Source organism: Clostridium sp. TJA085, assembly GCF_058310235.1.
Map to the genome: position 1 here is coordinate 16858 of NZ_JBZEEZ010000002.1, position 18646 is coordinate 35503.

20 protein-coding genes are annotated in these 18646 nt (G+C 22.4%); 6 read left to right on the top strand and 14 right to left on the bottom strand.

The window, feature by feature from the left end:
• Positions 1-119 precede the first annotated feature (119 nt).
• The 6 genes from AC4FQW_RS07350 to AC4FQW_RS07375 form a co-directional block, all read right to left on the bottom strand.
• A complete protein-coding gene (locus AC4FQW_RS07350; RefSeq protein ID WP_491148194.1) occupies positions 120-1784 on the bottom strand; it encodes a ribulokinase in 1665 nt (554 codons plus the stop codon).
• A 102-nt stretch (positions 1785-1886) separates the two neighbouring features.
• Positions 1887-2225, bottom strand: a complete 339-nt coding sequence (locus AC4FQW_RS07355) for a DsrE family protein (protein ID WP_491148195.1) — start codon at positions 2223-2225, stop codon at positions 1887-1889.
• A 213-nt stretch (positions 2226-2438) separates the two neighbouring features.
• Positions 2439-4703, bottom strand: coding sequence for a SpaA isopeptide-forming pilin-related protein (locus tag AC4FQW_RS07360; RefSeq protein WP_491148197.1), 2265 nt, complete (start codon positions 4701-4703; stop codon positions 2439-2441).
• 409 nt (positions 4704-5112) lie between these two features.
• On the bottom strand, positions 5113-6600 hold the full coding sequence (locus AC4FQW_RS07365; RefSeq protein WP_491148199.1) for an AcpB/EbpR/MafR family transcriptional regulator: 1488 nt from the start codon (positions 6598-6600) through the stop codon (positions 5113-5115).
• A gap of 720 nt (positions 6601-7320) precedes the next feature.
• Positions 7321-7941, bottom strand: a complete 621-nt coding sequence (locus AC4FQW_RS07370; protein WP_491148201.1) for an alpha/beta hydrolase — start codon at positions 7939-7941, stop codon at positions 7321-7323.
• A 275-nt stretch (positions 7942-8216) separates the two neighbouring features.
• Positions 8217-9020: a CPBP family intramembrane glutamic endopeptidase gene (locus AC4FQW_RS07375; RefSeq protein ID WP_491148202.1), complete on the bottom strand. Its 804-nt coding sequence runs from the start codon at positions 9018-9020 to the stop codon at positions 8217-8219.
• 191 nt (positions 9021-9211) lie between these two features.
• On the opposite strand from AC4FQW_RS07375, the gene AC4FQW_RS07380 reads away from it, so the two are divergent.
• Positions 9212-9781, top strand: coding sequence for a serine/threonine protein kinase (locus AC4FQW_RS07380; protein WP_303130004.1), 570 nt, complete (start codon positions 9212-9214; stop codon positions 9779-9781).
• 41 nt (positions 9782-9822) lie between these two features.
• On the opposite strand, the gene AC4FQW_RS07385 is transcribed toward AC4FQW_RS07380, so the two are convergent.
• Entirely contained in the window at positions 9823-10905 is a 1083-nt protein-coding gene (locus AC4FQW_RS07385; RefSeq protein ID WP_491148205.1) for a tetratricopeptide repeat protein, read from the bottom strand.
• 135 nt (positions 10906-11040) lie between these two features.
• Between AC4FQW_RS07385 and AC4FQW_RS07390 the strand changes: the two genes are divergently transcribed.
• Complete coding sequence (locus AC4FQW_RS07390) at positions 11041-11439, top strand: ArsR/SmtB family transcription factor (protein ID WP_303130008.1); 399 nt, start codon at positions 11041-11043, stop codon at positions 11437-11439.
• The gene (locus AC4FQW_RS07395; RefSeq protein ID WP_303130010.1) at positions 11408-11791 is read left to right on the top strand and encodes a NifB/NifX family molybdenum-iron cluster-binding protein; all 384 of its coding nucleotides are present in this window, start codon (positions 11408-11410) and stop codon (positions 11789-11791) included. The genes AC4FQW_RS07390 and AC4FQW_RS07395 overlap by 32 nt, the downstream gene beginning before the upstream one ends.
• Positions 11792-11864: 73 nt before the next feature.
• Here AC4FQW_RS07395 and AC4FQW_RS07400 read toward each other — a convergent pair whose 3' ends face one another.
• A complete protein-coding gene (locus tag AC4FQW_RS07400) occupies positions 11865-12131 on the bottom strand; it encodes a TIGR03943 family putative permease subunit (protein ID WP_368410168.1) in 267 nt (88 codons plus the stop codon).
• 152 nt (positions 12132-12283) lie between these two features.
• Between AC4FQW_RS07400 and AC4FQW_RS07405 the strand changes: the two genes are divergently transcribed.
• A complete protein-coding gene (locus AC4FQW_RS07405) occupies positions 12284-12430 on the top strand; it encodes a hypothetical protein (RefSeq protein WP_303130013.1) in 147 nt (48 codons plus the stop codon).
• 50 nt (positions 12431-12480) lie between these two features.
• On the opposite strand, the gene AC4FQW_RS07410 is transcribed toward AC4FQW_RS07405, so the two are convergent.
• A complete protein-coding gene (locus tag AC4FQW_RS07410; protein WP_491148206.1) occupies positions 12481-14043 on the bottom strand; it encodes an alpha-amylase family glycosyl hydrolase in 1563 nt (520 codons plus the stop codon).
• Positions 14044-14593: 550 nt separating this feature from the next.
• Between AC4FQW_RS07410 and AC4FQW_RS07415 the strand changes: the two genes are divergently transcribed.
• Positions 14594-15139: a hypothetical protein gene (locus tag AC4FQW_RS07415; RefSeq protein ID WP_491148207.1), complete on the top strand. Its 546-nt coding sequence runs from the start codon at positions 14594-14596 to the stop codon at positions 15137-15139.
• 43 nt (positions 15140-15182) lie between these two features.
• Here the strand turns inward: AC4FQW_RS07415 and AC4FQW_RS07420 are convergent, their stop codons facing one another.
• Both AC4FQW_RS07420 and AC4FQW_RS07425 read right to left on the bottom strand, forming a co-directional pair.
• On the bottom strand, positions 15183-15848 hold the full coding sequence (locus tag AC4FQW_RS07420; protein WP_491148209.1) for a DUF4352 domain-containing protein: 666 nt from the start codon (positions 15846-15848) through the stop codon (positions 15183-15185).
• Positions 15849-15928: 80 nt separating this feature from the next.
• Complete coding sequence (locus AC4FQW_RS07425) at positions 15929-16453, bottom strand: hypothetical protein (protein ID WP_491148211.1); 525 nt, start codon at positions 16451-16453, stop codon at positions 15929-15931.
• 356 nt (positions 16454-16809) lie between these two features.
• Here AC4FQW_RS07425 and AC4FQW_RS07430 point away from each other — a divergent pair, with 356 nt between their 5' ends.
• Positions 16810-17301 carry a CarD family transcriptional regulator gene (locus AC4FQW_RS07430; protein ID WP_303130220.1) on the top strand — a complete coding sequence of 164 codons (492 nt, stop codon included), beginning with the start codon at positions 16810-16812 and terminating at the stop codon, positions 17299-17301.
• A gap of 131 nt (positions 17302-17432) precedes the next feature.
• Here the strand turns inward: AC4FQW_RS07430 and AC4FQW_RS07435 are convergent, their stop codons facing one another.
• The 3 genes from AC4FQW_RS07435 to AC4FQW_RS07445 all read right to left on the bottom strand — a co-directional run bounded on the left by AC4FQW_RS07435 (position 17433) and on the right by AC4FQW_RS07445 (position 18309).
• Positions 17433-17660 carry a DUF2922 domain-containing protein gene (locus tag AC4FQW_RS07435; RefSeq protein WP_491148213.1) on the bottom strand — a complete coding sequence of 76 codons (228 nt, stop codon included), beginning with the start codon at positions 17658-17660 and terminating at the stop codon, positions 17433-17435.
• A 45-nt stretch (positions 17661-17705) separates the two neighbouring features.
• Entirely contained in the window at positions 17706-17927 is a 222-nt protein-coding gene (locus tag AC4FQW_RS07440; protein ID WP_303130225.1) for a DUF1659 domain-containing protein, read from the bottom strand.
• Between the two features lie 172 nt (positions 17928-18099).
• Positions 18100-18309, bottom strand: coding sequence for a zinc ribbon domain-containing protein (locus tag AC4FQW_RS07445; RefSeq protein ID WP_303130226.1), 210 nt, complete (start codon positions 18307-18309; stop codon positions 18100-18102).
• Between the last annotated feature and the right edge of the window lie 337 nt (positions 18310-18646).

The window sequence follows — 18646 nt, forward strand, 5'->3', positions numbered from 1 at the left end:
AACTTTATTCTATTTGTTATATATAATATATAACATATAGAATAAATGTTCAATATAAAATTTAAAATTTTTCCCATAAAATAAAAAACTTACTGCTAAAAAGCAATAAGTTTTTTATTTTATATTAATTCATTTTTTAATTTTTTTAGTCTCTTCATTACATTATTTTCACCTTTACCAAAATAATCATGTAATATTTTATACTCTTTAAATAACTTATTATAAAGTGCCACATTTTCTTTAATAGGCTTATATGTTTTTTCTTTTTTTCTAGACATATACTTTGATGCTTCCTCTATGCTATCATATCCACCATTTTCTTTGCCTACAATAGCTGCTGCAAGTATTGCAGAACCTAATGCTGAAGCTTGATTAGAATCAGATATATTTATTTCTTTGTTTAATACATCAGAATAAATTTGCATCATCATCTCATTTTTTTGTGCTATTCCTCCAGCTGCATATATCTCTTTAATATCAACACCTTCATTTTCAAAAGCATCTATAATTATTTTAGTACCAAAAGCTGTTCCCTCAATCAATGCTCTATATATTTCTTCCGGCTTTGTATGAAGTGTATAACCTATAATCGCTCCTGTTAAATCTGCATCTGTAAGAACACTTCTATTTCCATTAAACCAATCTAAAGCAATTAAACCACTTTCTCCTGGCTTTTGTCCTTTTACTTTTTCACATAATAACTGATGAATATTAATATTTTTATTTTTTGCTTCATCTTCATATTCTTTTGGTACAGCATTTTTTACAAACCAATCAAAATGATCTCCAACACAAGCTTGTCCAGCTTCATAAGCATAATATCCCGGTATTATTCCATCTTCAACAACTCCACTTACTCCACTTATAAATCTTTCTTTATCATCCATCATTATATGACAAGTTGATGTTCCCATAATCATAAGCATTTTTCCTGGTTTAACAATTCCTAAAGCTGGAAGTGCTGCATGCGCATCTACTATTCCAGTTGCAACCTTAATTCCTTCTTTTAAATTTAACTTATCTGCCATTTCTTTAGTTAAAGTTCCTGCACACTGATCTAAGCATTTAATATTATTACTAAGTTTCTCTTCTGTAAAATTTTCTAATTTAATATCTAATGATTTAAAAAATTCTTTTGATTCATACCCCTTTTCCTTAGACCACATTCCTTTAAATCCAACACTACATATACTTCTACTTTCTTTTCCTGTAAGCTTTAGTATAATCCAATCTAGTGCTTCTATTATTCTATATGCATTATTATAAATTTCTTCATCTTCATTTATAAGTTTCATAACCTTTGGAACAAGCCATTCAGAAGATATTTTCCCCCCATACCTTTTAATAAAAGTTTCTTCCCTATCAATTGCTATCTTATTTAACTTATTAGCCTCATCCTGTGATGAATGATCTTTCCATAACTTAACATAAGCATGTCTTCTATTTTTAAATTCATCTTTTAAACATAAAGGTTCGTTATTTTTATCTATTGGCATTATAGTACAAGCTGTGAAATCAACCCCAATTCCTATAATATCATTCTTATTTACTTTACATTCTTCTATAAGTTTTGGTATTTTATATAAAACCTCTAAATAGTCATTTGGATGTTGAAGGGCTGTATCAATTGGTAATCTTGTTTTTCCATCCGGCATAAACTCATCCATAACTCCATGTTTATAAATCACTTCTTTACAACCAATTTCTTTTCCATCTTTCACATCAACTAAAAGTATTCTTCCTGATAATGTTCCATAATCAATTCCTATAGTATATTTAGCCATTTCTCTCCCCCTAAGTTAAACTAAAGTCCATTAACCCTTCTAAGAAAACGTTATCTAGACAGATTAATTCTATTTATAAATAATATTATCTTGTAAAATATTTTAAGGTTTTACATATGCAAATCCTTCATTTTGCTTTTCTATAAGCTCCATAACTCCTGCAGGTACAACTTTTACAAAGTTTAAAAGTTCGTTTTTATCTATATTAAATTTATTTATACTATTATTACATACTGCTATTATAACACCTTTATTAAATACATCATTTAGTTCATTAATTATTCCATGTTTTTTAGCATAATCTTCTTTTAAATTAACTACTGACTTTCCATTAATTAATAATTCAATGGTTATATTCTTATTTAAATTTAATAAATTTTTTATATTTCCTAATGCCACTTCCAATTTTCCTTCTTCATTTACATGTAAAATTACTTTCATTTAAAATACCTCCTTTTATAATTTGATTTTATCAAACTATATTATTTTTTTCTGTTTCTAAAATATAAATATTAATTTAAGTTTAATCTATTTTAATTTAGCTATATTATTTAAGAAACTACTTTTTTATTTAAATTCAATATAGTAAATGTCATTATAATTTTTTAAAAGAAAAAGAGTGATTTAAAAATCACTCTTTTATTTAAATTATTTTTATTTATTTATTACTTTTTTTCTAAAAAGAATCATCCCTAATATTACCCCTATAAATCCTAACATCATAAAATACAATCCAGATTCATTTCCAGTCTTAGGCAATTCTTTTGTACTTGTACTTTTATTTTTCTTATTAGGAGTATTATTTTTGTAACTTGGTTTTTCAATTTTCTTCTCGTTTGTTAAATTATCTTTTGTAACTTCACCTGCTTTTATTGCAAACTCATGATTTTCATCATTCAATACATATCCCTTTGGTGCTTTTGTTTCTTTGAAGAAATACTCCCCTTCTTCTAGTAATATTCCTCCATTTTCTGTTATACGTGCTACTTCTCCTGTTGCCCCATTTTTATTTATTTTACCATTTTCATCTGTAATTCCTGTTAAAAATGGCTTATTCATTCCTTTTTTATAAAATTCAATTGTTGCTCCCGCTACCGGTTTTCCATTTGATACATCTGTTTTACTGAATTCTAATATTCCTTTTTGTTTCTCATTTGCTAAGTTATCTTTTGTAACTTCTCCTACTTTTATTATAAACTCATGATTTTCATCATTTAATATATATCCCTTTGGTGCTTTTGTTTCTTTAAAGAAATACTCCCCTTCTTCTAGTGATATTCCTCCATTTTCTGTTATACGCTCTATTTCTCCTATTGCCCCATTTTTATTTATCTTACCATTTTCATCTGTAATTCCTATTAAAAATGGCTTATTCATTCCTTTTTTATAAAATTCAATTGTTGCTCCCGCTACCGGTTTTCCACTTGATATATCTGTTTTACTGAATTCTAATATTCCTTTTTGTTTCTCATTTGTAATATTCATTGTTACTATTTGATTATTTTCATTAATTTTAATTGTAAATTCCTTTGAATTCAATTTATAATTTTCAGGAGCCTTTACTTCTTTAACAATATATTCACCATAAGGTAATAGCTTACTTTCAGCAATTCCTTGTTTATTTGTTTCTAAGGAATCTACAAGTAATCCATTTTCTTTTTGCTTAATTTCAAATTTAGCTCCATATAATTTTGAACCATTTTTAGAGTCTGTTTTTACTATTTTTACTTTTCCTTTTATAAATTTATTTACAAATTTAATTTCATTTACTTTGTTTGATTTTAATTCTATAGATTTTATTTCATTTGACTTTACTAGATAATTAGGTACTGATTTTTCACGTACATATATAATTCTTCCAACTTCATTTAATGTTTTAGAAACCGATCCATCATTTTCAGTTACTAATTCAAATACACTTCCTGAAAAATCTTTATTATAAGATGCCTCAAAAACTACTCCTTTAACTGGATTATTATTTTCATCTACCTTTAAAAGTTTCAATGATGCTTCTTTTTTTACATTTAATACTAAATTAAATGAATTAAAGTCACTAACTTTTGTTATTGGTGAAACCTTTTGACTTGTTTCATTTATATAAACAATATTTGTTCCTTGATGCTTTTTAATTATATTTTCAAATGATAATTTTAATCCGTTTACTGCATTTTCTGTTGGCTTAATTGTAAGAAATTCTTTTCCACCTTCTACACCATATCTTAATATGTATCCATCTTTATTTATATCCTTATTGGGACTATATCCACTTGCCTCCATATAAGTAAACAATACATTATTTTCATCTATTAATTTTGTTACTTTTCCTAATTTTGTATTTATTACTTGTCCATTAAATGAAGGAGTTTTTTTGCTTTTATTAACTTTTTTAATAATAATATTTTTATTAGAATCATAAAATCCTGGCTTTGATTCCCAAGTTAATTTATACACACCATAATTACTCATAACTTCCCATATTAATAACTGTGTTGTAGTATAATCTTCCATTGTTTGTTTACTTGTATTCCAACCGTAATATGTAATTAGTTCAATATCTCTTTTTAATTCTTTATTATTTTCAAATAAATTTTCTAAATACTCTTGTGTATAATTATATCCCTTTTTAGCTTGCATCCAAGGTTCAACACAAAAAACTGGTTTACCATTTATAGTTAAATATTCAAATTTATCTTTATAATCTGTATAGGTTGTATAATTCACCTTTAACCCATCAGGTCTTTTTACTGATTTTTTAGATGTTAATTTTGTATTACCAGTAATGCTTTTTAATTCTACACCAAGTTTATTGTCCGATGCTTTTGCTTCTTTTACTCCTGTAAAATTTGTACCAATAATTAAAGTTATTAGCATAATACTAATTTTAGAAAAAAATAATTTAAATTTATTTTTTCTACTCATATCAATTCTCCCCTATTCTAATTTAATTATTAAATAGTTATAAAAAGAGAGTTTATTTAATTTCAAAATTTATTTAATAAAAATATTTAAAATAATAAAGGTAAATATTTTATTCGTTATAAATAATCTAGTTATTATTTTATATTTATTCACACTTCATCTTATATTTATAAATAAAATTTATTAAAAACAAATTAATCTTTCTCCTCCTTTCGAGAAATTAAATAAATATATAACTATAATCTTATTATATATACAAGTAAAAAAATTAGAATATATTAACTCTTCCACTTTTTTAGTTAAAAGAACAAAAAATGAGAATGTAAATTTTATATTAATAAACTTTATCCTTGCTATGTGTAGTACTATGCATAATTATAAAAACCTTATTATAATTTTATTTAAATTTTTAATCTTTATTTTTAATCTTTAATCGCCTCATTTTATCTAGGCTATTTTTTAATCTTTCCCATTCCCAATTGTAAGCTGTATTATTAATAATAAAACACTTTTTTTCTTCTATATAAATTAAAGTATCTGATATAACTAAATCAACATCATCATAAATTTTATCCACAAAAGTTATAGGTAATATTGTCAATGCTCTTATCTTGTTTTCAAGTAATTTTCTTGGCTTATTTCGTGATGAAATTAAAAGAGCAATTTTAATTTCATTATAAAAATAATTTACATTTAATGTGCTTATTATTATATAAAGATATTTATAATATAAATATTTATTTTTAAAGAATTTCTCAAACTTACTATTATTTTTAAATACTTCTTTAATAAAAATATCAAATATATTTATAAGATCATTATAATTATCCTTTAAAAAATCAATTTCTCTTAAGTTATAAAAAAATGTAGTGTCTTCATAAAAAAAATAACTAACTAAATTAGCACAAAATATTTTACAAAACATTTCAGTATATTCTTTATTAGTTATATATTGATTTAAAAACTTATTTAATTTATTTATAAATAAATATGCAGCTTCTTCACATATAGATTGTTCTCCACCTATTGTAAAAAAGCTAGACAAATAATCTAATTTTTCTGAGTACATTTCTTCTGATACCATTAATGAATAAAAAAGAACAATCTCATTATGAATTAAATTTTTATTTTTGCTATCAAAATTAAATTCATAAGCTGATAACATTATCTCTTTAAATTCTAAAAAGTTTTTATTATTATCAAAAAACTTATTCATATTACCTATATCATCTAGAACATATCCTTCCTTATCTCTGATTAAATTAATTGCTATCCACAATATCATTTTTTCCTTAAGAAATATATTATTAGTATTAAATCTACCTACATATAAATTACAATAAATTTCATTACTTTCTTTTTTTAATTCCTCATCAAAAGGCCATTCAAATATTCTATTACTACACCAATAAAATTTTAAAAAGAAATATCTTATTTGATACTCCTTCCCCATAATAGGAAATTTATTTTGTCCACAAAAATCTAAATCAAATTTATTTAATAATTTTTTTAAATTAGGTAATTGTCTGTATATGGATGATAAACTTATATGTAGATTCTTTGCTGTTTTTCTTATATTCTCATAATTATTTCTAAAAATTGAATCTATTAAACGATATAAAATAGATCTCTTTATGTAAATATATTTAAAATAATCAACTGAAAAATCTGCATTTACCTCCAAAATTAAGTTTAGTTTCTGTGATTTTTCTATATTTAAATCTATATTATAAATTTTTGCATCATAATTAATTTCATCTATTGTACTTAATAAGGTTCTCTCATTTAAATTTAACAATTTAGCTAAATCTTTAAGATGTACTAATCCTTGATTTTTAGATAATTCATATATAATTGAAACTTTTCTCATATCCAAATTATTCAGTAGATCCTTCATTAAAATCCCTCCTCATTTGTTAAAACCCATCTAAATAAATGTTGCATATTTTTATTGAATACAACTAAATAATCTCTCCATTATATAATGGAGAGATTAATCTAAAAACTATAAATAGAATATGTAGTACTAAAATATTAACTTTATAAAGTTAATTTTAATAATTATAAATTTCAAGTTAAAAGTATATTTAATAACATTATTACTTCAACAAGTTTATATATATACTTAAATAAATCAAATCTCTATATTTTATAAATTTATTATAAATAGCTAAAATGATGAAAATTGCATAGATTTAAATATTTTTATAAAAATACTTAATTATTTTGTAAGAAATTATACTATATTACCATTATTATAAGTTACAATAATAATTTATAATAATGGTAATTTAATACTATTTCATCCAATGTTACTATAACCTTTTTATACAGTCAATTATTTTAAAACTTTTAATAATTCATATATTTATGTTTATATAATTTTTTTAAATTATATTTATATAAATTTTAATAATAATTTTAATAAAATAAAAAACCACCGTAATATGTGGTGGTTTTTTTCTAAAATTCATAATTTTAATTAAATAACAAAATATATTTTAAATTTTATTATTTAATTTAAACTTTAATAAAGATAATATTCTTTATGACTATTATCTTTATTAACTTATAATATTTAACTGAATAAAATCTCTTTTTTATCTATAATTTTAAATTACTTTAAATAATCTTCAACTGCTTTTACTATATCTATTTGAATTTTCAAGCTATCAATTGGATGCTTTTCTATATTTAAAGCATGATTTGCACCTTCAAACTTTATTAATTTAACTCCATTTATTCTATTTATTTTACTTATATTTTCTTCTTTCAAAAGTGGATCTGCACTTCCTGTTATAACTAATGAATTTTCTTTAATTCCCATATTTACAGTTTTATCTATAGGACTTATATAAACATTTGTTATATTGTACCCTTTTATATTTTCATTTAATACATTTTGCACACAAGTTCCTATACTTTTACCTATTATAACTATATTTTTATATTTTGAATTTAGTATACTATTTATTTGCTCTAAAGTTTCCTTTGCTACTATATCAAATTCCTTAGCTACATCAAAAGTTTTTCTTGCAATTTGAAATCCATATTCAACTTTAATTAAATCATAACCTAATTTTAGTGATAGTTCGCTTATATATTCTAGAGTTACTCTATCTAAAGTATAACCTATTCCAGGAAGTACTATTGCCAATGTTTCACTTCCTTGATTAACTAAATGTGTCTTTAGCTCTACTCCCCAATATGAATTAATTACATTACTCATAACTTCCATCTTCTTTCCTTCTTATATTTTTTCTTCTGTTAACTTTTAATTTAAGCATAAGAACTTATATATTATACTAACATTATACTCCTTATTGATTTATTGTTATAATATGAATATCTTATATTACTTATAAGCTACCTATTATGTTTTTATTTATATATAGATAGTTTAAACTTTTAATATTTTATACATCATAAAAATAAATTTCTATATCTATACAAATATTTAAACATATAAAAAAAGGAGTTTTAAAACTCCAATCTTTAATTTAAATATTATTTTTAATATACTTGCTTTCTAGATTTTAAAATCATAATTATAGAAACAGGTAAAAATATAACTAAAAATATAATTCCAAATATTCCTGTTAATGCTACTGAAACAGTAGCCAATTTTGTAAGTGTCATTCCTAAAAAATTAAATACTATATGTACTATTATACCGCCTATTAATGATTCACTATACATATACATTAATGCACAAACAACACCTAATATAAAAGTATATATCCCTTGTACTACATTAAAGTGCATAAATGAAAATACTAATGCTTGAATTATAATAGCAACTACAATGTTATAATTGTTTTTTAAAAATCCAAATATAACACCTCTAAAAAATATTTCTTCAAATATAGGTACAAATATTGATATTATTAAAATTCCTATTATTGAATTTTGTGCTTGACTTAAATTCATCTGAACGTCCTTATAACTTGAAAAAATAGGTGTTAAGAAAGTTATTATATACATTGATAACATATAAATTCCGCAAGCTAACATAATAATATATACACATTTTTTTATGCTAATCTTTTTAAATTTTTCTTTATTTATAAGATTATTTTTATGTTTTGTAAAAATTAATAATAATATTATTAACATTATTAAATCACTAATAAAAACTGATAAATTTAATCCTAGGTTTGTTTTTGAAATTAAAGGCATAACTTTTTCATAACTAAATTGTAAATTATTTTGTTTTGCCACTATAAATATTTGCATACTTTGGACCACAGCCTGTATTATTACAAAAATTACTGGTAATCCTATTACTATGCCTAAAGTTTTTAAAGCTTTTTTCATTTTTATCCCCCTTAAATATGTTTACATTTTATATAAATGTATAGAATAATAATATCATTAAACACTTTTTTCAATTTTAAATTTTTATTTGCTATTATGTAAATATTTATAAAATTTAACATTTTAAATTACTTAATCAATAAACCTTATTTTGCATATAATGATTATAATCAATTTATAAAAGTGATATTATGGAATATGTTATAAAATTAAATGATTGTGAAATTTTAGGTTCTGGATGTGAAGGAAGTGTTTACCTAACTCCTGAAGGTTATGCTCTTAAAGTTTTTAATAGTATAAAATCTGCCGAAAGTGAAGCAAATATATTAAAAAATACAGAGGATAGCAGATTCTTCCCTAAACTCCTGTTAAAGGTTAGTAACATAGTAATAAGAGAATGTGTTCATGGAGAAACTCTTTATGAATATTTAAGAGAACACGGACTTTCTTTTAAAGTTTCAAAAGAATTAATAGATCTTATTGAAGATTTAAAAATACTTAAATTTAAACGTATAAATATAAGAAATGCTCACATATTTGTGAATAATAAAGAAAATATAATGGTTATAGACCCAAGAAAATCTTATGATAAAGTTACTCCATATCCTAAAGATATAATTAAAGTTCTATTAAAGCTTAACTTATTTGACGATTTTATTAAGCATGTTGTAGATTATAAACCTGAACTTTTACCTTATTGGATAGATGGTTATAACTATGTAGTAAATATTTATAGACATGTATTGAGGTATAAATATTAAAATAAAAATCAGGCTATCATAAATAAGATAGCCTGATTTTATTAGCTTATAGCCTTTATAGTACTTGCAACCCCATATTTTTCATTACTTAACTTTAAATATAATTTCATATTTTTTTCTCCATCACCAATAGGAAAATCTGTTGGTCCACCTATAATATACTTAACCCCTTTTGCAGTTACAAATCTTTTACTTCCAACAGTATCTTTAAAATTTTCATCTTCTTTTGATTTATACTTAGTTACTGAAAATAGAAAACCTTCACTACTATACTTATATGGCTCTTGAGGTATCATATATACACCAATTCCATCATCATAAGATTTTACAGTATAAAGTCCACTCCAACTTGCAGGAAATGTTATTTGGATTCCTAAATTAATATTTTTATACACATGTTCTTTCTTAGATTGCTGATTATTGTTGATAACTTCATTTTTTGTATTTACTTTATTACTTGATGAAGGTTTCTTAATAGCTTCTTTTTCTTTATTTTTTCTTTCTAATTCTTTCTTTTCAATAACTTCTTTTTTAGCCTTTTCTTCTTCTCTTTTTTTCTTTTCCTCAAGCTCTTTAAGTTTTTCATTTATTATCTTTTTATAACCTTCTAACTTTTCCTTTTGATGTTTTGTTCCATTATTATCTATTTTATCAATTACTTTTTTAGCATCTTCATACTTTTTATCTTTTATTAATTTATCAACATTATTTAATTCATTATTTATACTTTCTATCTCTTTCTTTCTATCATTTATTTTTTTCTTTAAATTATTTATATCATCTTTTATCTTATAATTTGAATATTCACTTGGTATTTCATTTATATATTTTTCTGCCTCTTTTATATTGTCAGCTTCAAATTCCTTTTTTGAATTATAGTAATTATTTATTATATTTAAAAGTTTTGTTGCTTCTTGATTTGAACTATCCTCTTTCAATACATTTTCAAAATCTGCTTTAGCCTCATCATACTGCCCGTTTTCAATAGATGTAATCCCCTTTTCTAATTCCTTTTTTATATTGCTATTAGTACACCCAAGAATTCCTGTACTTAATATTATTCCCGTTATTACAAAAGTAATTATTTTCTTTTTAAGCATTATTATACCTCTCCATTCTCTCATTAGTTTAATCCTATATAAAAATTATATTCTAATAAACAAATTTATTCCATTTAATATTTAAAAACCCCTTGAATTATTTTCCTAATAGTATTAAAATTTAATTAAGTAATTACTTAATTAAATTTCGAGGTACTTATGAAAAATATAGAAAAATTATTCAAAGCTTTTGGAGATGAAACTAGATTAAAAATTTTAATCTTGCTTTCAAAAAAAAATATTTGTGCTAAAGGTTTAGCTAAACATCTTAATATATCTGAAGCAGCAGTTTCACAACATATAAAAGTTCTTAAAGAAGCTAATATTATTGAAGGTGAAAAAGCTGGATATTTTGTTCACTATTCAATTAATGATGATATTTTAGATGAATTAGTTAATTTTATAAATGCAATTAAAAGCAAAACTTTAGAAACTAAAAATTATATTGACCTTCCAAAATTTCAATGTGAAGGTAAAAAGCATTGTAAAAAAAATTGTAATTCTAATTTGAAAGGAGATATTAATAATGAAAATTTGTATTCCTGTAAAAGAAAATAAAGGTTTTGAAAGTGTTCCTTATAATCACTTTGGTTCAGCACCATTTTTCTTAGTTGTTGATACTGAAACAAATGAAATTAAAGCTATAAACAATGGCGATTTAAACCATGAACACGGTAAATGTCAACCAATTAAAGCAATCGGTGGCGCTGACATAGATGTTGTTTTAGTTCTTGGAATAGGTGCTGGTGCTATAAATAAATTAAACAGCTTAGGAAAAAAAGTATTCAAAGCAGAAAATACTTCACTAAAAGAAAATGTTAATTTATTTATGGAAAATAAATTAATTGAATTTAATCCTGCAAACTCTTGTGCTGGACATTCTTCAGTACATTCTTGTGGTCATCACTAAAATTTAAAATAAAAATATAGCTAATAAGAATATATTCTTATTAGCTATATTTTTATGTAGTTTATTTTAATTTTTAGTTAGAATGTATGTATCTATTCCCTGACTTACTTATTTTTAAAATTTTACTTATAGATACTAAAGGTTTATTATCTATAACCTTTATAATACCTTCTATACTAACCCATCCCCCTTCTTTGAAATCAGATAAATTTTTATACTTACATAAAAGACCAACGAATTGAGTATCTAAAGCACACCAAGTCATAACCTCTCTTACTACTATAAACTCATTATCACTAAATTCTTTTACTTTGGAAATAAAACCTTCTGTTATATTTATGTACTTCCTTTAATTCTTTTAAAGAACTTTATTTATCTTTATAATGTATATTAATTAATGAAATAATAAAAATATCTTTCTATATGAATATCTAGTATTTAATTTAGGAAAACTAATTAAGAAATTTCTTTATATTTTAGGAGGTTGTAATTATGGCTATAAAAGAAAAGGCTTCACATGAAAAAGCTAAGCAAATGCTCATTGAAGGTGAATCATATGATGATATAATAGCTGAAACTCATTTAAGATTAAAAGATATAAAAAGAATTGAAAAAAATGAAATAACCTCTAAATTCTAAAAAAACTATCTCAACTATTAATTTAGTTGAGATAGTTTTCTATATATATTTTATTTAGTTAATATTAATATTTCTTCACCATCTATATATAAATTTTTTTTAATATTTTCAATTTCTGATTCTCTTTTATTAGATAATGTAACTTTATATTCTCCTGCTGGTAAATTTACCTTAACTGAATTTTTATTACTATTTATTATTACATATGAAATTTCATCTTTCATCTTTCTTTTAATTATCATAACTGATTCTTTTCCCGAATTTTGATAATGGACTGTACCCTCTTTTAATGATATATTTTCATTTCTAGCCTTTAATAACTTTTTATAAAACTCATATATAGATTTATTTTTTTCTAAATTACTTAATAATATATTTTCATTTATATTATTATAAATCTTACTAGCTTTATCTGAATCATAATTAATAAACTCAATTAAGCTAGCTTCATTTTTACTTTTAACAAAACCTTTCCCGGAAACCCCCAACTCTTCACCAAAATATATAATAGGATTGCCAGGTAAAGTTAAATAAATAGTAGCTGCCATTTTCATATTTTCTTCAGAAATCCCTAAACTATTTATAAATCTATCTTCAAATTTATTATTTAAAATAGGATAAATTGCAAAATTATTATTTGAATATTTATTTAATTGATAATAGTAATGAGATAACACTTTAGATAAATTATTTATATTTTTTTCTAATAATCCTTTCTCAATAATATCAGCAAGATTTTGAAATAAAAGACCATCTAAATTATCTAAATAACCTTTCATATTTGATTCGCCTTCTCTAACATCTCCTATAATTGTAAAATCACTTCTTAAACCTTTACAATAGCTCGTTAGATTTTCTATGAACTCAACATTTTCTTTATAGGAATTAAAATACAATTTAACTGATTCTAATTTAAAGCCATCTACACCTTTATCAATATAAAATTTTGCTATATCCTTTATTTCATTTTTAACAAATTCATTACTTAAATTTAAATCCGGCATACATGGTGATAATAAGGCATAATAAATATTATGTTCATTTAATTCTCTCCAAGCAAATTTTGTTGAAGGTGCAATTATATTATGATTAATTTTATCAACATTATCTTCGTCATGCTTCCATATATAATAATCTCTATATTTATTATTTCCATTCTTAGCTTCTTCAAACCACATATGCTTGTCTGATGTATTATTTAGAACTAAACTAATATTAACTTTTATATCTCTCCTATTTGCCTCTTTTATTAAATTTTCAAAATCTTCCATTGTGCCATATTCTTTTTTTATTTTTTTGTAATCAATAATATCATATCCATGACTACTATAAGATTCTTGAATAGGTAACAAATTAATGGCTCCTATCCCTAAGTTTTCTAGATAATCTAAGTTATTAATTATTCCATTAATATCCCCTATTCCATCTCCATTGCTGTCACTAAATTCTCTTACTGAAATTTCATAATAAACTCTACTATCTTCTTGACAGTTTATAAAACTATTTCTCTTATAGATTACAAAACTATCTTTTTCAGCGAAATAATAAACAATTAATCCAATTAAAATTAAACTTAAACTTAAAATTAAAATATTACCATATTTAATTTTCAAAATTCTCTCCCTCCACTTTGTTTAGCCTATTAATTAAAATTAATTTTTATATTTTCACATAAATTATATAATATTAAGTTCTTTTTTATAATATATTCTAATTGTCAAAATACGTCATTTTTCTATTTTTAATCCACTATTTTGTAAATATAATACTTTTGTTTTATTTATATTTTTTTATAATTAAAATTAAAAGTATATACTTATAATTTATTAAAATTAAGCGCATTTATTTATTAATATATTGAATTTTTACTTATATTTTTTTGTTTTTTATAATTAGTTTATTTTAAAATTACTTTTATGTATATGTTTTCATTTTATTAATATTTATTATAATTTTAATTCTTACCTTAATGGTATAATTAGTATATATAAGAAATATATACTTAAACTTAATTTTTATAAGCTATTTAATTTTAATTATTTTTATTATTATATTAGGCTTTATTTTAAAGTTTTTAAGCCTAAAATAACTTTATTATATTTTTAGAAAATTTAATATTATGAAAAACAAACTTTAAATTTAATTAAAAAGGACTGTTTTATTATGAAAAATAAAAAAATAATCCCTTTAATCATAAAAATAACATCTTTTATAGTGATAGTAATTGCTGTAATACTTACCTTTAGAATTTGTGATACTGTAAACGTTAATAATGATGAATCTTTAATATCTTATATTGAAAAAAAAGAGAATTCTTCAAACATTGAAATTAAAAAGAAAAAAAGCTATGGTGATTTATGTTTTCTTTTATATACTAAAAACAATAACTCATACAAACTTATAATTTTAAATAGAGATAATATTTTTAAAAATAGATATTGTTTATTTGGTTCATCAGGCTCTTCATTTAAAACAGATCCTGTTGAAATATATATTTTTCCTCAGACTAATTACAATTTAGTTGTAGTTTTTGGTAATAATTCAAAGCTACATGCTTCTAAATACGAAATAGTTAATAATGACAAAATACTTTATGATGAAAATTTAAATGTTAATCAATATATTTTAGGAGTATACAAAATAAAATCTAATGATACTTTTTCAAATAAAGTAGAGTTTTTTGATAATGAAGGAGATAGAGTGTTTTAAAAAAACTACCATATATAATTTATATATGGTAGTTTTTTTATTTCTAATTTAATTTTAAGTTAAATATAGCACTTGGTTTACTATCTAAAATATTTGGATAAAACTCAACTATAATATCTTCTGATTTACTGTTTAAAGCATAAGCTGCACTTGCAGTACACTTTTTACCTTTACTTATACTCTTCGAAACCTTTTCTGAACTTATTGGATAACTCTCTAATATATTTCCTTCTTTATCATAAACTTTAAAATTACTATCTGATATAAATAAATTTTCACTTAAATTTAAATTTTCATAAGTAAATTCTAATAAAATAACTTTATTAGCCTTTGTATTTAAAAATTCATTTCTTTCTTTTGTTGTATTTAAACTATTAATCTTAACAGACATAAGTTTATTTCCATCGTCATCTTTTTCATAATATGCTTCTTTTAATTTATATTTATTGTTTTCTTCACTTAAATTTTCACTAGAAACTTCTTCATCACTTTTATACTTATTACTGTTATTATCATAAGATTTTATTTCTTTGTATAAATTACTGTTATTTAATACTTTACTCTCCATTTCTAAAAGGTACTGATATCTTTCTTTTGTAAGGTTTACCCCATTTCCTACAAGGCTCATAAATAAAACTCCTATAAGAAAAGAACTTATAGCAATTATAATTTTATTTGATAATATTTGTTTTATTTTTTCTTTAATCAAAAAAATCCCTCGCTTTGCAATAGATACACTTCAATTATCTTAGAGTATCACCACAAAGAAAGAGATTTATTCAAAATCTTCTAAATCCTCTTTACATTTAATTTAACTTTATATTCCTCTTTTTGACCATTTTCAAATTGTAATTTTAACTTTAAATACATATTATTAAGTAAATATTTTTTATCATAATGTCTTGTTATGTACTCTCCAGAGATTCTGCCTATATTTGCTTTTAAATCTCCTGGAAAGGAAAATAAATGTTTATCATAATTTTCTGATTTAAACTTAGTAGAAAATAATGTCTTTTCATTACCATTTATATCAACACCATTTCCATTAACACATATTTGAATTTCATAAAACTTTAAATTTTCTTTATGAACTCCTAAATATTCAATTCTTCCTCCTTCTAATATATCTTTATTATAGCTTTCTATTATAATTCCATCAGTAACTTTTAAATATTCATTTTCTCCATTTACTGAATAAACTTTAAATGACTTATTTATAATATCTGATTTATTTTTATACTTTGTTGCTATACCGATAAAAAATATATTCGTTATAATTAATGCTATAAATAAGAAATTAAATTCTTTTCTCATAATCTCACCCCATACATTAATATATAATCTCCATATTAACCAATATTTATTTAAAAAATTAACAGCTTTTTGTTTTTAATAATTATTTTTTTATAAAATTACATATTGTTATAAAGCCTATTGCCTAAATAATATATAAATGTATATTGTAATTGATACCATTAATAATTTGTGATATAATAAAAATTTTATTATTATAAAAAATTATGTTATAATATATTTAAATAATAAAAAAATTTTTTGCTTCAAAGTAATAATGCTATATTATTGCTTTTAATTTATCTCAATTTATAGGATAAAAACTATTATTAAAAAAGTTATACACATAAGAAAAATATAATAAGGAGGTTTTTTATTTGTTTAATGTCGGTGATAAAATTGTATATCCAAGCCAAGGGGTAGGTGTTATTGATCTTATTGAATCAAAAGAATTCAAAGGAAAAATGCAAAATTATTATAAAATACACCTTTTTAATAGTTCAATGAAATTAATGGTACCATTTAGCGTAGTTGAACCATCACATATACGATTAGTAAGTGATAAAGATGAAATTGATAACATATTTGACCATATTGATGAATTCTTAGATATAGATTATGATTCAATCCCTAACAATTTTAGAGAAAGAATTGCTATTAATAATGAAAAGATTAAATCTGGCACTTTGACAGATTGTATACAAGTTATATGTAATCTTAGTAAAATCAATTCTAAACATCATTTAAATAATGTTGAAAAACAAATGCTAACAAGTACAAAGAAAATTTTAATCGAAGAAATATGTCAATCTAAAAACTTATCTAATACTGAAGCTGAAGAATTATTAAACGCTTCTATAACCTTTTAATTCAAATCAAAAAATATATTTTTCAAATAAACTACTTTGATTTAGCGTTATTTAAAAATTAAATTCAAGTATTAAGGGACGCTAAATACGTCCCTATTTTTTTATTATTAATCTTTTATTTAATAAATGTTTTATGATATTACTAATTCCATTTCTGTTATTTCTTTTGTAATTACCTCTGCTTTAACTTTTTCACTTAAAGCTCCACCAGATGTAATAAATACGTCTTTCTCAATAATTAAGTCCATTAAATCATTTACTTCAGTATTAGTTAAATCATCTCTTACTTCTCTAATTGTTAAATTAACCCTTTTACCAAGCTCATTTTTAAACCCCATAACTAATATTCTATCAATCATTATAAATACCCCCTTTTAATTTATAAAACTATTTTTCTTCTTAAATTATTCTGATATTAATACGCTTTCTTCTTCTCTTTCAATTGAAACTAATGGATAAGATATTAATTCTGATATAGCTTTTCCTACTGCATATATATTTTCATCACTTGCTTGTAAGTTTAAATTCTTATAAGTTTGATGCTTAATTATATCGTTTTCCTTCTCATCCTTTCCCCTATTATAATTTACTGATAAAGCTAATCCTTTTATTGTTTTTGTTGCCATGCTTATCAACTCCTTTCATTTAATAAATATGCACTTTACTAAAAATGAAAGAAATTTTTTATAAAATATTTTAACTTTGAAAAATCTATTAAAATAAAAAAGAGAACCTTACATAAAATGCAAAACCCTCTTAAAATCCTATTTATTATATAATTAATTAAAATACAAAGAATTAACCAATTAAAAAATCAAGTATGTTCCAACCATCACTGCTTTGTGCTTTATATAGCTCAGTAAATCCACATCTTGTACAACTTATAGTTATAAACTTCTTATTTTGAATATCAAATATCTTTGCGAAATTTCCTCCTGTAGCTTGAAATTGATCTGATTCATAATGATTATTTCCACACTTTGCACAAACATACTGCTTTTTTTCCATAATTATCTCCCCTTTAAAATCTCTTTATTTAAATATACAAAAATTTCTTTAAAAAATCCTTAAATAATAATTAGTTTTGCCTTAATATAAAATAATTAAACTCGCTAAACATTTTATTATTTTTACTGTTGACTTTAAGTTTTACCTTAATATATATAATTAAACCTATTTACATAATTATATATATTATAATTTCAATTATTAATTATAAAAATCCTTAAAATTTAACCATTTATTTTATCCTAAATATCAACTTTCATTAATATATATTAATATAAACCTTTTTGATACTCCTGACCTCCTGGTATTAAGAAAAGGTGCTAAAACTTAGCACCTT